We start from the raw sequence: 18017 nt of genomic DNA, 5'->3' as shown, positions 1-18017 counted from the left end.
CGTGAACATCCGGATCAAGCGCATCTACGATGACGTGGCCGACGGCGACGGATGCCGGGTGCTGGTCGACCGGCTCTGGCCGCGGGGCGTCTCCAAGGAGCGGGCCCGTCTCGATGCCTGGCTCAAGCAGGTGGCCCCTTCTCCGGAACTGCGCACCTGGTGGAATCACGATCCGGAGCGACTGGACGACTTCGCCATCCGCTATCGCGCCGAACTCGACGGCGACCCGGTGACAATGCGGGCCGTGACCGAACTGCGCGAGCTCGTAGCACAGGCCGCCGGACCAACAACCCTGCTCTATGGCGCGAGAGACCCCGCGGTCAATCACGCGCTAATTTTGGCCGCGTACTTGGACGCCAATTAAATAACCTTTTTCATTTTAATTTGCGATTCCCGGGCGTGGGAGCGGATCCCGGCCGTAGGGTGGCGTCATGACGTACAGCGTGCCGCAACACCGCAACCTCCTCACCGCCCTGCCCGGACCTCGGTCCCTCGCCCTGCAGAAACGCCGAACCCAGAGCGTGTCCGCCGGCGCCGGCACCCTGGCCGCCATCTACATGGACCACGGATCAGGCGCGATCCTGGTGGACGTGGACGGCAACCAGCTCGTCGACCTGGGCTCAGGTATCGGCGTCACCTCCTTCGGCCACGCATTGCCCGAGGTGGCCGCGGCCGCCGCCGCGCAGGCCGCCAAGCTCACGCACACCCTCTTCACTGTCACACCGTACGAGAACTACGTTCGGGTGGCCGAGAAGCTCAATGCGATCACCCCGGGCGACTTCGAGAAGCGCTCCATCCTGGTGAACACCGGTGCCGAAGCGGTGGAGAACGCAGTGAAGATCGCACGCAAGTTCACCGGTCGCCGCGCGATCGTGGTGCTCGACCATGCCTTCCACGGCCGGACCAACCTCACCATGGCGATGACTTACCGACCGTGGCCGGAGCGTGCCGGAATGGGGCCGTTCCCCGGAGAGATTTACAGCGCCCCCGTGAGCTTCCCATACCGTGACGGCCTGTCCGGACCCGAGGCCGCTGAACGCACCATCGACTACATCGTCACGCACATCGGCGCGAGCGAGGTGGCCGCCTTCGTCGTCGAGCCAATCCAGGGTGACGGCGGCATCAATATCCCCGCCCCCGGCTACTTTCAGCGAATGAGCGAGTTCTGCACAGAACACGGCATCGTCTTCATCGCCGATGAGATCCAGGCCGGCCTCGGCCGCACCGGCACCTGGTTCTCGATCGAGCATCACGGTGTGGTACCAGATCTGGTCACCACGGCCAAGGCCATCGCCGGCGGCTTTCCGCTCGCGGCGGTCACCGGCCGCGCCGAGATCATGGATTCGGTGCAGCCCGGTGGGATCGGCGGAACCTTCGGCGGCAACCCGGTGTCCACCGCGGCGGCCTTGGCAGTGTTCGACCTGATCGAACGTGACGACCTGATCGCACGCGCCCGGGAGGTCGAACGGATGTTGTGGGCCCGCATCGCCCACTGGCCCAGCACCTACGACGTGGTCGGCGACGTGCGCGGCCAGGGTGCCATGTTCGGCGTCGAGCTCGTTGTTCCCGGCACGACCACCCCAAACCCGGCGGCGCTGCGGACGATAATCGACCACGCCACCAGCCACGGTGTCATCGTGCTGGACGCCGGCTCGTGGGATTCGGTGCTCCGCTTACTACCCTCGGTGGTGATCAGCGCCGAACTCATCGACGACGCGGCCACCGTGATCGAGGAGACCCTTGCCCTCCTGTCGACGGCGGTACCCAAATGACCTACGTGATCGGCTCCCCCTGCATCGACGTGAAGGACCGGGCGTGCGTGGACGAGTGCCCCGTGGACTGCATCTATGAGGGCAAACGCACCCTCTACATCCAGCCGGATGAGTGCATCGACTGCGGTGCCTGCGAACCGGTCTGTCCGGTCGAGGCCATCTACTACGAAGCCGACCTGCCCGACGAGGAACAACCGTACCTCGCCGACAACGAGAGGTTCTTCGCCAACATTCTCGAGGGTCGGGACGCCCCGGTGGGATCACCGGGTGGCGCTTCGAAGATCCCCGTCATCGGCATGGACACCAGGTTCGTCAAGGCCCACCCTGCGGCCTAACCCGCCCAAGGCGGGCGGGTGCGCCTCGCTGTGCCGTTCATGCCGACGCAAGAGGCGCATGGCGTTGACAATCACGATCAGCACAGACGCTTCGTGCACGAGCATTCCGATCGTCATCGTCACTCCGCCCAGGAGCACGCCGAGCAGGAGCACGGTCACGGTGATGAGCGCGATGGTGATGTTCTGTCGCATGGTGTTCACCGTGCGGCGGGCGAGCGATATGGCCTCGGGGAGCTTGAGCAGATTGTCGCCCATCAGCGCGATGTCTGCAGTTTCGACCGCGACGGCCGACCCGGCGGCTCCCATCGCCACCCCGATATTCGCCGCGGCGAGGGCGGGAGCGTCGTTGACACCGTCACCGACCATGGCCACGACGTAGCCCTCGGCCTGCAGGCAGGTCACGACAGCGAGCTTGTCCTCCGGGAGGAGCGATGCACGCACCTCGTCCACACCGGTGACGGACGCGACGGCATGCGCGACCACCGGAGTGTCGCCGGTCAGCATAATGACGAGCTTCACTCCGGCGGCGTGCAGCTCAGCCACCATCCGGGCGGCGTCGGCACGCACCTCATCCGCGACCCCGACGACACCGGCGACGGTCCCGTCGAGCACGACGATCATGGGCGTGCGGCCGGCCTGGGCCAGCTCGGTGGCCGCCTGAGTCGCGGCATCCGTGTCGAGGATCGAGTACTGCGCCAGCAGTGCCGGGTTGCCGATCAGCACGCGGCGGCCTTGTGTGGAGACCACGATGCCCTTACCCGGAACCGGCTCGGTTGACTCCGGTAGGCCCGCGACGTCCACGCCCTCGCTCCTGGCGGCATCCAGAATCGCACGGGACAGCGGATGCTCGGAGCCGGTTTCGGCGCGCCCAGCCCAGCCCAGCACGTCGGCGCGAGTCAGAGCGGGATTCAGCACGACAACTTCAGTGACGCGCGGGCGACCGATCGTGAGTGTGCCGGTCTTGTCGACGGCAACCGCGGTGATCTTCGCAGAGGTCTCCAGGAATTCCCCACCCTTGATCAGGATGCCGTCCTTCGCAGCCCGGCCGATGCCGGCGACGATGGACACCGGGATCGAGATGACGAGCGCTCCCGGACAGCCGATGACCAGCAGCGTGAGCGCCAGCACGATGTCCTGGGTGACCAGCCCGACGACGATTGCGAGAACCAGGATTACAGGGGTGTACCAGGCGGAGAACTGGTCCATGAACACCTGGGTTTTGGCTTTGGCGTCCTGCGCCTCCTCGACCCGGTGGATGATCCTGGCCAGGGTGGTGTCGGCGCCGACGCCGGTGGCGCGCACCTGCAGGAACCCGCTCCGTGCGACGGTACCGGCGAACACGCGGTCCCCCGCCATCTTCTCCGCAGGCATGGACTCACCGGTGATCGACGCTTCGTCGAGGGCACCGGCACCGCCGATGACCTCGCCGTCGACGGGAACCTTGGCGCCGTTCTTGATCAGCACCGTCTCGCCGAGGATCACGGCGGTGGCGGGCACTTCCACCTGCTCACCGTCGCGAAGGGTGATGGCGATATCGGGGGCGACCGCAACGAGTTCGGCCAGCGCAGATCGGGTCTTGTTCAGCGTCGCGGTCTCGAGGGCGTGACCGATGGCGAAGAGGAACGTCACCGCGGCCGCTTCCCAGTACTGCCCGATGATGACCGCGCCGATGGCGGCGACGGCGACCAACAGGTCGATTCCGATGACCCTCGCCCACAGCGCCCGCGCGGCGGTGATCACGATGTGGGTGCCGGCGACGATGGCCGCAGCCACCATCAGGATGTTTCCGACGATGTCGGTGCGGGCGATCTGAAGGATCACCAGCGCGGCGACGATCAGCGCGCCGGAGACGGCAGGGACCGCCCACCGGTTCGTCATCCAGGTCCGGATGGTTTCCATGGCATGTACCTTTCTGAGCTTCGGTGTGCGTGGGCTCGGTGCTCCGGCCGACTCGCCGGCAGGAGCACCCGCCGAGGTCAGAAGGCGGCCAGGCGCGCGCTGTAGCCGGCCTTGGCGACGACCGCGATCAACTCCTCGACGCTCACAATGGATGCGTCGTGCTCGATTTCGATGCGGGCCGAGGCGAACTTCACCGTGACGGCGGTGACCCCGGGTACGCGGCCGACCTGCTTCTCGATCTTGGCCACGCAGGACGGGCAGGAGAACCCCTCAGCGCGCAGGCTGGTGTGGGTGATGGTTGGCGCGATGGCGCTCATGGTGTGGCCTTTCGATGGGAACAGCCCCGGAATTCCGGGGTGATTACGACGCTACGTCGCCCTCTGTGAGGGGACCATGACGGCGGTCACTTGTCCGCAGGTAACCGCCGAGAGGCTGCTGCGGATGCGGGTGAGCCGGAGGGTCATTTCGCCGCGAGCAGGCCATCCCCGTCGAGGACCGCGGTCCAGCGGCGTCCGGTGTCGATCAGGCCATTACGGCGGAGCCGACTCATCGCGCGGGACGCCGATTCCGCGCTGGTACCGGCCATGGCGGCCAGGTCAGCCCGGCTCAGCGGTAGCTGGATCAAGGTCGTTCCGGGTGCGTCGCCCGGTACCCCGAAGGTGTCGGCGAGGCGCAGCAGGCCGGTTGCCACCCGTTTTGTGACTGTGGCTGAGGCTTGTTCCTGTTCGGCGGAGCGGGCGCGGGCGAGGCGACCGGACACGACATCAAGTACGCCGAGCGCCACCGACGGATGCGCGAACATCACTTCGCGGAAGGCTCCGGCGTCGATCTGCAGGGCACAGGTCGTGACCAGGGCGAGGGCCGTCTCGGTGTAGCCGCTGCCGCCCGCCCAGGTGAGGCCGCCGAGCACGTCGCCAGGGCCGAAGAAGTCCAAACTGGTGCGCTGCCCGGTTGCGGTAGTGCGGAAGGCCTTCACCTGGCCGGCTGCGAGCAGGTAGACGTGCTCGGCGGGCTCGCCCGCGCTAAACAGGGCCTCGCCCGCGGACCAGGCCAGCGACTCCATCCGCGCGCCGATCGGCGCGAGCTCATCGCCGGACAGGCCCTGGAACAGGCCGATCTGCTCGAGGATGCGCCGTTGCATGGCCGGAGGGCACGGGTGCGGTCGCCCACAGGTGCTGCGGAGCGGCACCGCGCGCAAAGGCAGCGCACGCAGGTGCGGCTTGGGTAGGTGCGGGGCGTGCCGCGTCACCGCGGCCTGCGTCACGGTGTTCGGCTTCTCACTCATGGCAGCACGTCGAGGATACAGTGGGGTCAGTTGGCGCGGGTGAGGCGGATCATCCAGGTTTCGGGCCCGTTCTCGAGGTAGGAGATCAGGAATTGGCCGGGGCGGCTGCTTTCGAGCTGACCGAGCAGCGGCAGCGGGTTGTGTGAGGCGATCAGGTCCAGGGCGAAGCCCGGTTGGATGGCGCCGAGAGCTCCGAAGATCGTGGCGTGCCGGATGGCGTGCGGGATGGTGCGCGAGTCCAGGACGATCCTCTCGGTGTCTTCATGCCCACAGGCGCAGGCGTGCGCTTCGGGCCGTGCTTCATGGTCGGCCGGTTCGGCGCCGAGGCGGCTCGATGACAGGATGATCGGTTCGGCGGTCATGGTTTTCTCCTTCAGGCCGGGTCGAATGACCTAGAGTTCCATTATAGAGGACGAGTATCCTTTTAATCGGGATGTTCGTCCCGACAACAGCGCTGGAATGTGATTGAACCGGCAGAATTGAGGAGCAGGTGGCCACCAGGGTGTGCGCAGAATCGGAACTTGAGCTCGGTGAAGCGATTAAAGTGATCGTCGACGGCGTCGCAGTAGCCCTGGTGAAGGACAGCGCCGGCAACTGCTTCGCGCTCGGCGACATGTGCTCGCATGCCGACATCTCGCTCTCCGAGGGCTTCGTCGAGGGCGACGACCTGGAGTGCTGGGCCCACGGCGGCCGCTTCGAACTGTCGACCGGACGGGCACGCACGCTGCCTGCCTCTGAACCGGTTCCGGTCTACCCCCTCACCATCGTCGACGGCGACGTCTACGTGGATGTCACAACCTTGGTCGACGTCGCCGCCTACGTCGCCTGACACGTGTGAATGGCGAGGGAAGCGCCAGCCCGTATCCCGTGTCCTCTTAGGCCGAAGGGGTGGTGGCGGGCAGGTGCACCATGCAGAGGGTGGGCTGTACGAAAGGCTCCAGTCGAATGCTCGCTGCGTCATGACCGAAGGTGCGCACGAGACCCTGCATGAGGCCGAGGTGTACCGAACAGACCACATCGGGGTTGGCCCGCGCCTCGGCACGGAACGGACAGGCGGTCAGGGCGATCGCTGCCTCGGTGTCGCGCAGTTCGGGCTCGAAGCCAATCTCGGTGAACACTCGCAGCAGCGAGGGTACGACGTCGGCGGTGGGAACGCCGGCCGCCGGACCGTCGGATTCCACTGCATCCGCCCCTGCCGCGTACTGCGCTGACCAGCGCTCTCCGGCGCGAACCGCGCGGGCGCGGCCACCGTCGTCGTCTTCGCCGATCACAGCGGCGAGGCTCTGGGCGAGCTGCTGCAGGGCCGAATCCACCGGCAGCGGGGCCGCTACCGCACTGAATAGCACACGGGGTCTGCCGCGCTGGCCGACGCGGGCCACCTGGTGCTCGATGAGTCCGGCGGCTTCGAGCTGGTCCAAGTGAAAACGCGCGGTGGTGATGTGCAGGCCGAGAGCGTCGGCGACGGGGCCCACACCCAGCGGTACGGCGGATTCACTGATCAGGGCCAGCGCGCGACGTCGCGGCTCGCTGGCCAGAGCGGCATGCCGAGCGTCGTTCTGAGTGGTGGCGACCATGCATTCAGAGTATCAGGATGCGGTTAAACCGTCGCGGACACGGGTCATCCGCCGATGTAGGACATCTCGATCCTCTTGCCACCTGGTGAGCGGACCGCACCGGTCTGGGCGCTGCGTAGCTGGGAGGCGCGGTCGGTTCGCTGACGCCAGACGGCGCCCATCGCAGCGGAGATCTCCTCGTCGCTACTGCCGTTGCGCAGCAGCTCGCGCAGGTCGTGGCCCTCGCTGGCGAAGAGGCAGGTGAAGAGCTTGCCGTCAGTGGAGACCCGGGCCCGGGAACATGTGTTGCAGAACGACTGGGTGACGCTGGATATCAGGCCGATCTCACCCCCGCCATCCTGGTAGCGCCAGCGCCGGCTGGTCTCGCCGGTGTAGTTGGGGGCCATTTCTTCCAGCGGCAGTTCGGCGTGAATGCGATCGCGCACCTCGCTGGACGGCAGCACGGCACCCATGTCCCAGCCGTTGCTTGTGCCCACGTCCATGAACTCGATGAAGCGCAGAATGTAGGGTGTGCCTTTGAAATGCCGGGCCATGTTGACGATGTCCTGGTCGTTCTGGCCGCGCTTCACCACCATATTGATCTTGATCGGGCCTAAGCCCACCGCGTGCGCGGCCTCGAGGCCCGCCAGGATGCGGGCGACCGGGAAATTGACATCGTTCATGGCACGGAATGTGGCGTCGTCGAGGGAGTCGAGGGATACCGTCACCCGCTTGAGGCCGGCGTCCTTGAGCGCCTGGGCCTTCAATGACAGACCGGAGCCGTTGGTGGTGAGAGCGATGTCGACGGGCCGGCCGGCGGGAGTGCGGAGTGCCGCGAGCATCTCAATGAGTTCCTCGAGGCCCTTGCGCAGCAGCGGTTCGCCGCCGGTGAGCCGAATCTTTTCCACCCCGTGCGCCACCGAAATTCGAGCCAGCCGGGTCATCTCTTCAAAACTGAGCATCTCGTCTCGCGGCATGAACGCGAAGTCCTTGCCGAAGACCTCCTTGGGCATGCAGTACACGCAGCGGAAGTTGCACCGGTCAGTGACAGACAGCCGGAGGTCATGCAGCGGACGATCGAAGGTGTCCACAAGGCGGGTCTCCGGCGTCGGGGCAGGTGCGACCTGCACTGCACCGGCCAAGGGCTCGATGGGGTGCACGGGGATCAGTGCGCCGGACATACACCGACCCTAACCCCGCACAGCTGGGATCCACCGCACCGATGCCGCCCGCCGATGCCTGGCCAACGCCGCATCCGTAGTCGTCGACCCTGTCGGGCGTGCCGCGAGCGCTCCACGAGCGCCCCTTCCTGTGGCAAATACGGCGGCGCGATGCGAACTGCAGGACGTTCCGTTGCAGCACAGTGACGACAAAAACGTCCGGACCACGAAAGGCCGGCGGATCGGGCAGGAACTCCGTGTGGAGGTGACCTGGACCGCCGGGACCCATCACCGCCGACTCTGCTCACGCGGACCCGGACGCCTCACTGGGCAGAGGGAGCGACAAGGGCGGGTGGCAAGATATCGGGTGGAGCACTGTGCTCCGGGACACCGCGCACCATCCTGCCGAGGAGCGAAAAACAATGACCAACTCCACCCCTTTACCGCCCGAAGCCCTGAACGAATGGCTTGCCGCCCTTGCCGCCGGACTCGACCTCGACCCGGCGGACGTACCGGTCGGCGCCATCCTCGACATTGCCAAGGACGTGGCCCATGGCGTGGCACGCCCAGCGGCGCCCCTGAGCACTTTCCTCGTCGGACTCTCCGCGGCCAAGGCCGGGGGCACTGCAGCCGACATCGAGAAGGCATGCGCGACCGCCACCAGGCTCGCCCTGGAATGGGCGCACGCGAACCCGGCCGAGAAGCGCTGATGGCCGTTGTCCGCTTCTTCGCTGGGGCGGCAGAAGCTGCCGGAACCGCGACGGCGACCCTCGACGCGGCTTGTATTGGTGACCTGCGTTCACTCCTCGGCGAGCGGCACGGCGCAGGTTTCTCTCTGATCCTGTCTCGGTGTTCCCTGCTGGTGAACGGCATCAGGGCGGCGGACGATGAGGTGCCGCTCTCTGCCCTGGATACCATCGACGTGCTGCCGCCATTCGCCGGCGGCTGAACCGATCCCCGCGATTCGATCTGAACACGGTGGATTCATTTTTCACGGCGTTCCGCGATTGTCGCCGTCGGTCGCCGAGGTCAGGGTGGTAATTACGCGGGCGCTTCCGCCCGAAACCACCTAGTCCGAGGAAGCACATGTCAGGCTCTTCCACACTCCTTTCGTCGAAACTCAAACCCGATCTCTCCAACTGGGATCCGGAGAAGGAAGAAACCTGGGATTCCAAGCTCGCCTGGCGCACTCTGTGGATCACGACGTACACGCTCACCCTGAGCTTCGCCGCCTGGTATCTCGTCAGCGCCATCGCACCGCGGCTCAATGACATCGGTTACACCCTGACTCCAGGTCAGCTGTATTGGCTCGTTGCCGTGCCCGGGCTTGCCGGCGGACTCCTACGCCTCGTCTTCATGTTTCTGCCCCCGATTATGGGCACCCGCGCGCTCGTCGCGATGTCCTCTGCCCTGCTCGTGCTCCCGATGCTCGGCTGGACGCTCGCGGCCCGCGACACGTCCACCCCGTATTGGGTACTCCTCGCCCTCGCTTTCGCAGCAGGGATCGGCGGTGGAACCTTCTCCGGTTTCATGGCCTCCACGAGCTATTTCTTCCCCAAGCGTCTCGCCGGCACCGCGCTCGGCCTGCAGGCGGGGATCGGAAACTTCGGCATCGGGCTGATCCAGCTTCTGCTGCCCTGGGTTGTCGGCTTCGGCCTGCTCGGTACTGCAGCACTGACCCCGCAGAGTAGCGCGAAGGGCCAGCTGGTCTGGCTGCACAACGGTGGACTCGTCCTGATCCCGTGGGCGCTTCTTGGAGTCGTGATGGCGATTGTCTTCCTGCGCCGGGTGCCCGTGACGGCCAACTTCCGCCAGCAGATGGACATCTTCCGTATCAAGCACACCTGGCTCATGACGGCGATCTACCTCATGAGCTTCGGGCTGTACAGTGGCCTCGCTGCGCAGATGGGCCTGATCATCCTGAACGTCTATGGCCACTTCCCGCACGCGCCGAACCCGCTTGCCTTCGCCTTTATCGGTCCGCTCGTCGGCGCCGCTGTCCGCGCGGCGTGCGGCCCTCTCTGTGACAAATGGGGTGGCGCGATCTTCACTCTCATTGGCGCCGTCGGCATGGTCGCCGGCACTGTGTTCACGTCATTCTTCCTGGCACCCACAAGCGTTGACCAGTTCTGGGGCTTTCTCAGCGGGATGATCGCGATCTTCTTCTTTGCTGGCTTCGCCAATGCGGGCACCTTCAAGCAGATGCCGATGATCTTCCCGAAGCGTCAAGCCGGCGGCGCCATCGCCTGGACGTCCGCGATCGCAGCTTTCGGTCCATTCATCGTGGGTATCGCCCTGACCCTGGTCAGCCCGACCTCGTTCTTCGTCGGCTGTGCGGTCTTCTGCGTCTTCTGCACCTGGCTGACGTGGCATTTCTACGCACGACCGGGCGCTCCCTTCCCCGGTTGACCTGAGCAGTCTGATCCGAGCGAACTAAACCTCGGAGAGCAGGCCCGCCGTTCTGGCCCATCGGGCCGCGCGGCGGGCCTGCTAACGTCAAAGCATGGCGCTCACGCAATTCACCGCAGGCGCCACTGGCACCTGGCAGATCGATCGCATTCTCGCTGTCACGGGTTCCACGCTTGCCCTGGCCGAACGCCTTGAGGTATCGGCGCTGCCGCGGACCGCACGCCCAGATGCCGTGTGGATACTGAGCGGCGCCACGAGCTACAAGCGCTATACCGAGCGCGCCGAGCAGGCAGCTCTCGATGCAGTCCAGCCTGCACTCGGCCGATCAGACGCCCGGTGCGCCTCGCTCATCCCAATCACGAAGACTGCCCGTTGGTGGGATCTCCCCCAGGATGAACGGAGGGCGGTATTCGAGGAGACGAGCCACCACATCGCGATCGGGCTCGAATACCTGCCTGCGATTGCTCGGCAGCTCTACCACAGCCGTGATCTGGGTGAACCCTTCGACTTCCTAACCTGGTTCGAGTATGCGCCCCGTGACGCACCGGCGTTCGAGGAGCTCCTGGCACGGCTGCGCACGAGTCGTGAATGGGACTACGTCGAACGTGAGGTCGACATTCGCCTCAGGCGTTAGATCCGCCGATTCAGCGGCGGGCGGCATCCTTGTCCCGGGCGGATGTCGGCAGCACGCTCTTCTCCCACCCGCGTCGGGCCTTACGCGCCCCGGATCCCCGATGGGTGTCCCGCGAGCGATAGACGATGTACGGTCGCACAAAATAGCCGATCGGCGCCGAGAAGACGTGCACAAGTCTGGTGAAGGGCCACAGCAGGAACAGCAGTGTCGCGCTGAGCACGTGCAGCTGGAAGAAGAATGGCACGTTGGACATCAGTGCAGGGTCGGGCTGGGCTGAGAGCAGGCCGCGCACCCATGGCGAAATCGTGCCCCGGTAGTCATATCCGGCACCGAGTACCTGGAAGAGAACCGTCGCTGTCGTCCCAAACAGCAGCGTCGCCCCCAGGAGGGCGTACATAACCTTGTCCATCACCGTGGTCGCGAGCAGCACCCGGGTGTTGAGCCTGCGCCGATAGATCAGGATGGCGAGCCCTGCGAGCGTGAGCACGGCCGCGATACTGCCGAGCCAGGTGGCGCCTATGTGGTAGATCTCATTGGAGACGCCGACGAACTCGAGCCATTCCTTGGGCACGAGCAGGCCGACCACGTGGCCGCCCAGCACCATGAGGATGCCGTAGTGGAACATCGGTGATCCCCAGCGCAGTAGCCGGTTTTCGTAGACCTGGCTCGAACGGGAGGTCCAGCCGAACTGGTCGTGCCGATAGCGGAAAATGTGGCCGACCACGAAAACGGCCATGGCCGCGTAGGGGAACGCCACCCACAATAGAAAGTCGATCGGGTTCATACCCTGAGTTCCTCACTCGCAATGCCGGACGGCGAAAATGGTTTGAGGTTGCCGAGGAAGGTCATACCGACCGTTTCGGTCGGCGGGCCCTCGTTGACGAGGTTGAGATATCGCTGCCGAGTTTCCTCATCGATGGCAGGAAGCGAAAGCGACACGGCCTCGACGACGTGCGCGTAGGGGCTCTCGATGGTTTCGAGTGCGCTGCGGAGCACTTCGATGCCGTCCCGATGAGCCGCGAGCAACTCCTGCGCGATGGGCGAATCGCTCAGCGCCGAGAATTCGAGGACCATGGGCAGGTAGTCGGGTAGTTCGTCCGCCGCAACCTCCCAGCCGGCAGCATGGTACGCCTCGATAAAACGCACGAGGGCCATGCCGCGACGGCGCGTATCGCCGGCCGCGTAGTACGAGAGATACGGGCAGCATTTGCGTTTGAGGTCGAAGGTCGCCGTGAAATGCACCTCAAGCTCCTGCTGGCCCATCTCCCCCGCGGCGGTCAAGAACTCCTCGAAGGCGGTCCGAAGCGGATGCGGAAGAAGTGTGACAGACTCCGCGACCGCGCCGAAGCGCGCACGACGCGTAGTGGTCGGATAGTCAAGCAGGATCGACGCGGCCATGTGTGCAATGGCCCCGTCCTCGGCACTGAGCGGGATTGCCGTGACTTTACGGGGCGGAAGCTTCGGGAGCCTCATGCGGGGCTCCCGGCGTCCGCTACGGGCGGGAACAAGCCGTCCGGTCGCCCACCGCCGTTCCAGTTCAGGAGGTTAATCCGGCCAGGCGTTGTCGGTTTGGTTTTCTCTCCGCCTTTGCCAATCATCTCGTTGTAGTTGTCGACGGTGGCGTTGAACGGCATCCCCGGAGTCTTGCCGTACGGTCCCGCGGTCGAGGTCGGACCGCCCATGCCTGGTCCCCCGTCCGTGTCAAGCGAACATGCCAGCTCTTCGAGCTCGCGGGCGGTCTCCACGTGCGCCTTGGGAATGACGTAACGATCCTCGTACTTGGCGATCGCGAGGAGCCGGTACATCGCTTCGATCTCGGTGCCGGTCATGCCGACCGCCGCGGGAATCGACTCGTCGCGGTCCTTGCCGAGGTTGATGTCGCGCATGTACGAACGCATCGCGGCGAGCTTACGCAGCGAGGACTCGACCGGGACGACATCGCCGGCTGAAAACAATCCGGCGAGGTATTCGACGGGAATTCGCAGCTTGTCGATGGCCGCGAACAGAGTACGGGCGTCCTCGCCGTCGTTGTTCGTCGTCGAGATGACGTCGACGACCGGGGACAGCGGCGGGATGTACCAGACCATCGGCATCGTGCGGTACTCGGGGTGCAGCGGCAGCGCCACCTTGTACTCGGAGATGAGCTTGTAGATCGGGCTGTTCTGGGCCGCGAGGATCCAGTCGTCCTCCATGCCTTCCGCCTTCGCCGCGGCGATGACCTCGGGGTCGAAGGGGTCGAGGAATACCCCGCGCTGGGCCTCGAGCAGGTCCTGGTCGTTCTCGATCGCGGCGGCGGCGAGCACGGCGTCGGCGTCGTAGAGCATCAGGCCGAGGTAACGCAGCCTGCCGACGCAGGTCTCCGAGCAGATGGTCGGCTTGCCCTGTTCGATCAGCGGATAGCAGAGCGTGCACTTCTCCGCCTTACCGGTCTTGTGGTTGAAGTAGACCTTCTTGTACGGGCAGGCCGAGACGCACATCCGCCAGCCGCGGCAGGCATCCTCGTCGACGAGGACGATACCGTCCTCCTCGCGCTTGTACATCGCACCGGATGGGCACGCCGCGACGCAGGCCGGATTCAGGCAGTGCTCGCAGATTCTCGGGAGGTAGAACATGAAGGTGTTTTCGAATTCCATCTTCACGTGCTCGCTCATCGTCGCGAGGATGGGGTCGTCAGCTGCGGTCTCCTGGGAGCCGCCGAGGTTGTCGTCCCAGTTGCCGGACCATTTGATGTCCATGTTCTCACCGGTGAGGAGGGACTTGGGCCGGGCAACGGGGCTCTCCGTGCTGAGCGGCGCCTTCGTGAGCATGTCGTAGTCGTAGGTCCACGGCTCGTAGTAGTCGTCGATGACGGGCAGGTCGGGGTTGTTGAAGATCGTGGCGAGTCGCTTGAGACGGCCGCCGGAGCGCAGTTTCAGGCGTCCGCGCTTGTTGCGCACCCAGCCGCCGTTCCACTTCTCCTGATCCTCGTACCGTTTCGGGTAACCGAGGCCGGGCCGGGTCTCGACGTTGTTGAACCAGACGTATTCAACGCCGGTGCGGTTGGTCCAGACCTGCTTGCAGGTGACGGAGCAGGTGTGGCAGCCGATGCACTTGTCGAGATTCATGATCATCGACATTTGGGCCATTACGCGCATTTAGTACTCAACCTCCTGGCTGCGTCGACGGATCACGGTGACCTCATCGCGTTGGTTCCCGGTCGGGCCGAGGTAGTTGAAGGCGAACGACAGCTGGGCATAGCCGCCGATCAGGTGACTGGGCTTGAGCAGGATTCGGGTCAGCGAGTTGTTTGTCCCGCCGCGCATGCCGCTCGTTTCAGCGATCGGCACGTTGATCGTGCGGTCCTTCGCGTGATACATGTACACGGTGCCTTCCGGCATCCGGTGCGACACAATCGCCCGCGCGACGACAACTCCGTTGCGGTTGTACGACTCGATCCACTCGTTGTCGCGCACGCCGATCTTGTCGGCGTCCTGCGGGGACATCCAGATGGTCGGGCCTCCACGGGACAACGAAAGCATCATCAGATTGTCCTGGTATTCGGAGTGGATCGACCATTTCGAGTGCGGCGTCAGGTAGCGCACGGCTACCTCCGCCCGACCCTTCGACCCGGTAGAACCGGTCGCCGCCGTCGAGCCGACGATCGAGTCGTCAAAGAGACGGTGCATGTCGAGAGGCGGCCGGAAAATCGGCAACTGCTCCCCAAGCTCGATCATCCAGTCGTGGTCCAGGTAGAAGTGTTGCCGCCCGGTGAGTGTGTGCCACGGCTTCAGCCGCTCGACGTTGATCGTGAAGGCACTGTAGCGACGGCCGCCGTGCTCACTCCCCGACCACTCCGGGGACGTGAGAACGGGGACCGGTGCACCCTGGACATCCGAGTAGGTGAACCGGCGGCCCTCATTGTCGCTCGCGAGGTCGGCGAGCTTCATACCCGTGCGCTCCTCCAACTGACGGAAACCCTGAGTACCCAGGCGCCCGTTGGTCGTGCCGGAGAGCGCAAGCACCATCTCGCAGGCATGGCTCGCGGTCGTCAGGCGCGGGCGACCGGCGGCCGGGCCACTCTCGACCAAGCCGTTCTTCTTGCCGAGATAGTCGACCTCGACATCGGGGTTGAACTTGACGCCCTTGGTCACCATGCCAAGCTTCGCCGTGAGCGGTCCGAGAGCACCCAGCATGTCGGCGAATGCCGGATAGTCGCGCTCGACGACGACGAGCTTGGGCATCGTGATCCCGGGCACCAGTGGCTGGCCGTATTGCACGGTTCCGTGCGGGGTCGCCATCGCGTCAGGGGTGTCGTGACTCAGGGGAACTGCTACGAGGTCTTTACGCACACCGAGATGTTCGACCGAGAATTCGGAAATCTTCTTCGCCAAGATGTGGAAGATGTCGAAGTCGGTCTTCGCCTGCCACGGCGGGGCGATCGCGGGGTTGAACGAGTGAATGAACGGATGCATGTCCGTCGTTGACAGGTCATTCTTCTCGTACCAGGTGGCCGGCGGCAGCACCACGTCGCTGAAGATAGTCGTCGAGGTCATCCGGAAGTCGCTTGTGACGAGCAGGTCCAGCTTGCCCTCTGGCGCGGATTCGTGCCATTTCATCGTCTTCGGGCGCTTTTCGGACGGGGACTCCGGCGCGCGCACGGCACTCGTGGTGCCGAGCAGGTGCTTCAGAAAGTATTCATTGCCCTTGCCGGAAGAGCCGAGTACGTTCGCCCGCCAGACCACCATCACGCGCGGGAAGTTCTCCGGGGCGTCCGGGTCCTCGACGGAGTAGGCGAGGCTGCCGTCCTCCAGCGACTCGACGACGTACTGGGCCGGGTCAACCCCGGCCGCGACTGCGTCGTCGACAAGGTCAAGCGAGTTGCGGTTGAACGTCGGGTAGCTGGGCATCCAGCCGCGCTTTGCCGACTCCACGAGGCAGTCCGCCGTCGTACGGTCCGCGAACGTGCCGACCCCGAGCGGGCTCGAGAGCGTGTCGGCGGAGAGGCCGTCGTAACGCCATTGGTCGGTGGCGAGGTAGAAGAACCCTGTGCCAATCATCTGGCGGGGAGGACGCACCCAGTCCAGTCCGAACGCATACTGGCCGTAGCCCGTGAGGGGGCGGACCTTCTCCTGCCCGACGTAGTGAGCCCAGCCGCCGCCGTTGACGCCCTGGCAGCCGGTCATAGTCGTGAGCGCGAGGAAGGCGCGGTAGATGGTGTCGGAGTGGAACCAGTGGTTCGTGCCTGCCCCCATCAGGATCATTGAGCGGCCGCCCGATTCCTCGGCGTTCTGCGCGAACTCACGCCCGATGCGTTCTGCAGCCTGCATCGGTACGGAGGTGATGCCTTCCTGCCAGGCGGGGGTGCCTGGGGACGTTTCATCGTCGTAGCCGGTCGGCCAGACACCGGGGAGCCCGTCCCTGCCGACGCCGTACTGGGCGAGGAGAAGGTCGAAGACGGTTGTCACGAGCTCTCCGGCGACGCTCCGCACGGGCACACCGCGGCGGATGATGCCTGCGCCACCGGCCTGCTGTTCGCCGGCCTCGTCTGTCATGGGCGAAATGTCGAAGCGGGGCATGTCGACGGCAGCGGATGCACCGTCGTAGTCGGGCGCGTCCATGATCGAGAGCAGCGGGTCGACGCCCTCGAGATCGAGGTTCCATTTGCCGACGTCTGTTTCGGAGAAGCGGTGCCCGATGGATCCGTTCGGGATGACGGTGCGGCCGTCCTGGTCGAGCAGGATCGGCTTGAACGCCGCGCTCGCGACCGTCGGCTCGGTGTCGGGGAGGGCATCCGCCGTCATGAACTTGCCGGGCACCCAGGCGTCGCCGCGTTTCGTGAGCGTGATCAGGTAGGCGGAATCGCTGTAGCGCTTCATGTAGTCGACGAAACGCGGGGTGCGCCGGTCGACGAGGAACTCCTTGAGAATGACGTGGCCCATCGCGATCGCGAGGGCGCCATCGGTGCCGGGGTGCACGGCGAGCCATTCATCGGCGAACTTGGAGTTGTCGGCGTAGTCGGGCGAGACCGTGATGACCTTTTGGCCGCGGTACCGGGCCTCGACCATGAAGTGCGCGTCAGGGGTGCGGGTGACCGGCACGTTCGAACCCCACATGATCAGGTACGACGAATTCCACCAGTCGGCGGATTCCGGGACGTCCGTCTGGTCGCCGAAAACCTGCGGGCTGGCGACGGGGAGGTCGGCGTACCAGTCGTAGAAGGACAGCATCGTGCCGCCGAGCATGGAGATGAAGCGGTTACCGACGCCCTGCGAGACGATCGACATCGCCGGGATCGGCGAGAAACCGGCGATCCGGTCCGGCCCGTAGGTCTTGATGGTGTGCACGTGTGCGGCGGCGACGATCTCCGCGGCCTCGTCCCAGCTGGCGCGCACGAGGCCGCCCTTGCCGCGAGCGCTCTTGTACGCCTTGGCAGACTCGGGGTTACCGGTGACGTCTGCCCACGCGCGTACGGGGTCGCCGAGGCGTGCCTTCGCCTCACGGTAGAGGTTGAGCAGCACGCCGCGAACGTAGGGGTACCGCACCCGGGTCGGCGAGTAGGTGTACCAGCTGAATGCTGCGCCGCGCGGGCAGCCGCGGGGTTCGTACTCCGGCGAGTCCGGGCCGACGGAGGGGTAGTCGGTCTGCTGGGTCTCCCAGGTGATGATGCCGTCCTTGACGTACACCTTCCACGAGCAGGAGCCGGTGCAGTTCACGCCGTGGGTGGACCGCACCTCCTTGTCGTGGGTCCAGCGGTCGCGATAGAAGCTGTCGGCATCTCGGCCGCCCTCGAGGAACAGAGACCGCAGATCCGGCGAGGTCTCCCCTCGGCGCAGGAACCGACCGAGGTTGAGGATACTGTCCGCAATCGGACTGTCGATACCCGGCTTCGTGCCCGGCTTGCCCGCACTCCGCTTGGAAAAGCTCGAGTCCTTGAGAGTTTTCACGACGTACCCCTTGCACTCCCGGGCATCACCGCAATCAGCAACAGCCT

At 65.4% G+C, this 18017-nt stretch carries 18 protein-coding genes; 8 read left to right on the top strand and 10 right to left on the bottom strand.

What is annotated here, in order from left to right; genetic code table 11:
• The first annotated feature begins 1 nt into the window (after position 1).
• The 3 genes from E3O44_RS06450 (at position 2) to fdxA (ending at position 2107) form a co-directional block, all read left to right on the top strand.
• Positions 2-364, top strand: coding sequence for a DUF488 domain-containing protein (locus E3O44_RS06450; protein ID WP_134533643.1), 363 nt, complete (start codon positions 2-4; stop codon positions 362-364).
• Between the two features lie 67 nt (positions 365-431).
• Positions 432-1772, top strand: coding sequence for an aminotransferase class III-fold pyridoxal phosphate-dependent enzyme (locus E3O44_RS06445; protein WP_134533641.1), 1341 nt, complete (start codon positions 432-434; stop codon positions 1770-1772).
• On the top strand, positions 1769-2107 hold the full coding sequence (gene fdxA / locus E3O44_RS06440) for a ferredoxin (protein ID WP_134533639.1): 339 nt from the start codon (positions 1769-1771) through the stop codon (positions 2105-2107). Before E3O44_RS06445 ends, fdxA begins: the two co-directional genes overlap by 4 nt.
• On the opposite strand, the gene E3O44_RS06435 is transcribed toward fdxA, so the two are convergent.
• The 4 genes from E3O44_RS06435 to E3O44_RS06420 all read right to left on the bottom strand — a co-directional run bounded on the left by E3O44_RS06435 (position 2033) and on the right by E3O44_RS06420 (position 5653).
• On the bottom strand, positions 2033-4006 hold the full coding sequence (locus tag E3O44_RS06435) for a heavy metal translocating P-type ATPase (protein WP_134533637.1): 1974 nt from the start codon (positions 4004-4006) through the stop codon (positions 2033-2035). The two genes, fdxA and E3O44_RS06435, sit on opposite strands and share 75 nt — an antisense overlap.
• 77 nt (positions 4007-4083) lie before the next feature.
• Complete coding sequence (locus E3O44_RS06430) at positions 4084-4323, bottom strand: heavy-metal-associated domain-containing protein (RefSeq protein ID WP_134533635.1); 240 nt, start codon at positions 4321-4323, stop codon at positions 4084-4086.
• A gap of 143 nt (positions 4324-4466) precedes the next feature.
• On the bottom strand, positions 4467-5291 hold the full coding sequence (locus E3O44_RS06425) for a Crp/Fnr family transcriptional regulator (RefSeq protein WP_134533634.1): 825 nt from the start codon (positions 5289-5291) through the stop codon (positions 4467-4469).
• 26 nt (positions 5292-5317) lie between these two features.
• Positions 5318-5653 carry a DUF2249 domain-containing protein gene (locus E3O44_RS06420; RefSeq protein WP_134533632.1) on the bottom strand — a complete coding sequence of 112 codons (336 nt, stop codon included), beginning with the start codon at positions 5651-5653 and terminating at the stop codon, positions 5318-5320.
• A gap of 128 nt (positions 5654-5781) precedes the next feature.
• On the opposite strand from E3O44_RS06420, the gene E3O44_RS06415 reads away from it, so the two are divergent.
• Positions 5782-6120, top strand: coding sequence for a non-heme iron oxygenase ferredoxin subunit (locus E3O44_RS06415; RefSeq protein WP_134533630.1), 339 nt, complete (start codon positions 5782-5784; stop codon positions 6118-6120).
• Between the two features lie 46 nt (positions 6121-6166).
• On the opposite strand, the gene E3O44_RS06410 is transcribed toward E3O44_RS06415, so the two are convergent.
• Together E3O44_RS06410 and moaA are read right to left on the bottom strand one after the other, a co-directional pair.
• Positions 6167-6865: a helix-turn-helix transcriptional regulator gene (locus tag E3O44_RS06410; RefSeq protein ID WP_134533628.1), complete on the bottom strand. Its 699-nt coding sequence runs from the start codon at positions 6863-6865 to the stop codon at positions 6167-6169.
• 44 nt (positions 6866-6909) lie between these two features.
• Positions 6910-8025 (bottom strand): GTP 3',8-cyclase MoaA, encoded by a 1116-nt coding sequence (moaA, locus tag E3O44_RS06405; RefSeq protein WP_134533626.1) that lies wholly within the window; start codon positions 8023-8025, stop codon positions 6910-6912.
• A 401-nt stretch (positions 8026-8426) separates the two neighbouring features.
• On the opposite strand from moaA, the gene E3O44_RS06400 reads away from it, so the two are divergent.
• From E3O44_RS06400 to E3O44_RS06385, 4 genes are all read left to right on the top strand, one after another.
• Entirely contained in the window at positions 8427-8714 is a 288-nt protein-coding gene (locus E3O44_RS06400) for a DUF6457 domain-containing protein (RefSeq protein WP_174775050.1), read from the top strand.
• Complete coding sequence (locus E3O44_RS06395) at positions 8714-8953, top strand: MoaD/ThiS family protein (RefSeq protein WP_134533624.1); 240 nt, start codon at positions 8714-8716, stop codon at positions 8951-8953. Before E3O44_RS06400 ends, E3O44_RS06395 begins: the two co-directional genes overlap by 1 nt.
• Before the next feature lie 137 nt (positions 8954-9090).
• On the top strand, positions 9091-10413 hold the full coding sequence (locus E3O44_RS06390; protein WP_134533622.1) for an MFS transporter: 1323 nt from the start codon (positions 9091-9093) through the stop codon (positions 10411-10413).
• A 94-nt stretch (positions 10414-10507) separates the two neighbouring features.
• Positions 10508-11047 carry a chlorite dismutase family protein gene (locus tag E3O44_RS06385; RefSeq protein ID WP_134533620.1) on the top strand — a complete coding sequence of 180 codons (540 nt, stop codon included), beginning with the start codon at positions 10508-10510 and terminating at the stop codon, positions 11045-11047.
• A 10-nt stretch (positions 11048-11057) separates the two neighbouring features.
• Here the strand turns inward: E3O44_RS06385 and narI are convergent, their stop codons facing one another.
• The 4 genes from narI to E3O44_RS06365 all read right to left on the bottom strand — a co-directional run bounded on the left by narI (position 11058) and on the right by E3O44_RS06365 (position 17904).
• On the bottom strand, positions 11058-11831 hold the full coding sequence (gene narI / locus E3O44_RS06380; RefSeq protein ID WP_134533618.1) for a respiratory nitrate reductase subunit gamma: 774 nt from the start codon (positions 11829-11831) through the stop codon (positions 11058-11060).
• The gene (narJ, locus tag E3O44_RS06375; protein ID WP_241976104.1) at positions 11828-12445 is read right to left on the bottom strand and encodes a nitrate reductase molybdenum cofactor assembly chaperone; all 618 of its coding nucleotides are present in this window, start codon (positions 12443-12445) and stop codon (positions 11828-11830) included. Before narJ ends, narI begins: the two co-directional genes overlap by 4 nt.
• 71 nt (positions 12446-12516) lie before the next feature.
• A complete protein-coding gene (gene narH / locus E3O44_RS06370; RefSeq protein WP_134533614.1) occupies positions 12517-14181 on the bottom strand; it encodes a nitrate reductase subunit beta in 1665 nt (554 codons plus the stop codon).
• Complete coding sequence (locus tag E3O44_RS06365; RefSeq protein WP_241976110.1) at positions 14182-17904, bottom strand: nitrate reductase subunit alpha; 3723 nt, start codon at positions 17902-17904, stop codon at positions 14182-14184. It lies immediately after the preceding gene.
• Between the last annotated feature and the right edge of the window lie 113 nt (positions 17905-18017).

The sequence above is a fragment of the Cryobacterium algoricola genome, assembly GCF_004402485.1.
Classification (GTDB): domain Bacteria; phylum Actinomycetota; class Actinomycetes; order Actinomycetales; family Microbacteriaceae; genus Cryobacterium; species Cryobacterium algoricola.
The sequence above is the reverse complement of the archived record's forward strand: the minus strand, read 5'-3'. Positions and strand labels throughout refer to the sequence as shown.

Coding starts and splice junctions, on each gene's coding strand:
- E3O44_RS06400 (WP_174775050.1), top strand. CDS start 8,427: ATGACCAACTCCACCCCTTTACCGCCCGAAGCCCTGAACGAATGGCTT.
- E3O44_RS06395 (WP_134533624.1), top strand. CDS start 8,714: ATGGCCGTTGTCCGCTTCTTCGCTGGGGCGGCAGAAGCTGCCGGAACC.
- narH (WP_134533614.1), bottom strand. CDS start 14,181: ATGCGCGTAATGGCCCAAATGTCGATGATCATGAATCTCGACAAGTGC.
- narI (WP_134533618.1), bottom strand. CDS start 11,831: ATGAACCCGATCGACTTTCTATTGTGGGTGGCGTTCCCCTACGCGGCC.
- E3O44_RS06430 (WP_134533635.1), bottom strand. CDS start 4,323: ATGAGCGCCATCGCGCCAACCATCACCCACACCAGCCTGCGCGCTGAG.
- fdxA (WP_134533639.1), top strand. CDS start 1,769: ATGACCTACGTGATCGGCTCCCCCTGCATCGACGTGAAGGACCGGGCG.
- narJ (WP_241976104.1), bottom strand. CDS start 12,445: ATGGCCGCGTCGATCCTGCTTGACTATCCGACCACTACGCGTCGTGCG.
- E3O44_RS06410 (WP_134533628.1), bottom strand. CDS start 6,865: ATGGTCGCCACCACTCAGAACGACGCTCGGCATGCCGCTCTGGCCAGC.
- E3O44_RS06445 (WP_134533641.1), top strand. CDS start 432: ATGACGTACAGCGTGCCGCAACACCGCAACCTCCTCACCGCCCTGCCC.
- E3O44_RS06425 (WP_134533634.1), bottom strand. CDS start 5,291: ATGAGTGAGAAGCCGAACACCGTGACGCAGGCCGCGGTGACGCGGCAC.
- moaA (WP_134533626.1), bottom strand. CDS start 8,025: ATGTCCGGCGCACTGATCCCCGTGCACCCCATCGAGCCCTTGGCCGGT.
- E3O44_RS06385 (WP_134533620.1), top strand. CDS start 10,508: ATGGCGCTCACGCAATTCACCGCAGGCGCCACTGGCACCTGGCAGATC.
- E3O44_RS06390 (WP_134533622.1), top strand. CDS start 9,091: ATGTCAGGCTCTTCCACACTCCTTTCGTCGAAACTCAAACCCGATCTC.
- E3O44_RS06435 (WP_134533637.1), bottom strand. CDS start 4,006: ATGGAAACCATCCGGACCTGGATGACGAACCGGTGGGCGGTCCCTGCC.
- E3O44_RS06420 (WP_134533632.1), bottom strand. CDS start 5,653: ATGACCGCCGAACCGATCATCCTGTCATCGAGCCGCCTCGGCGCCGAA.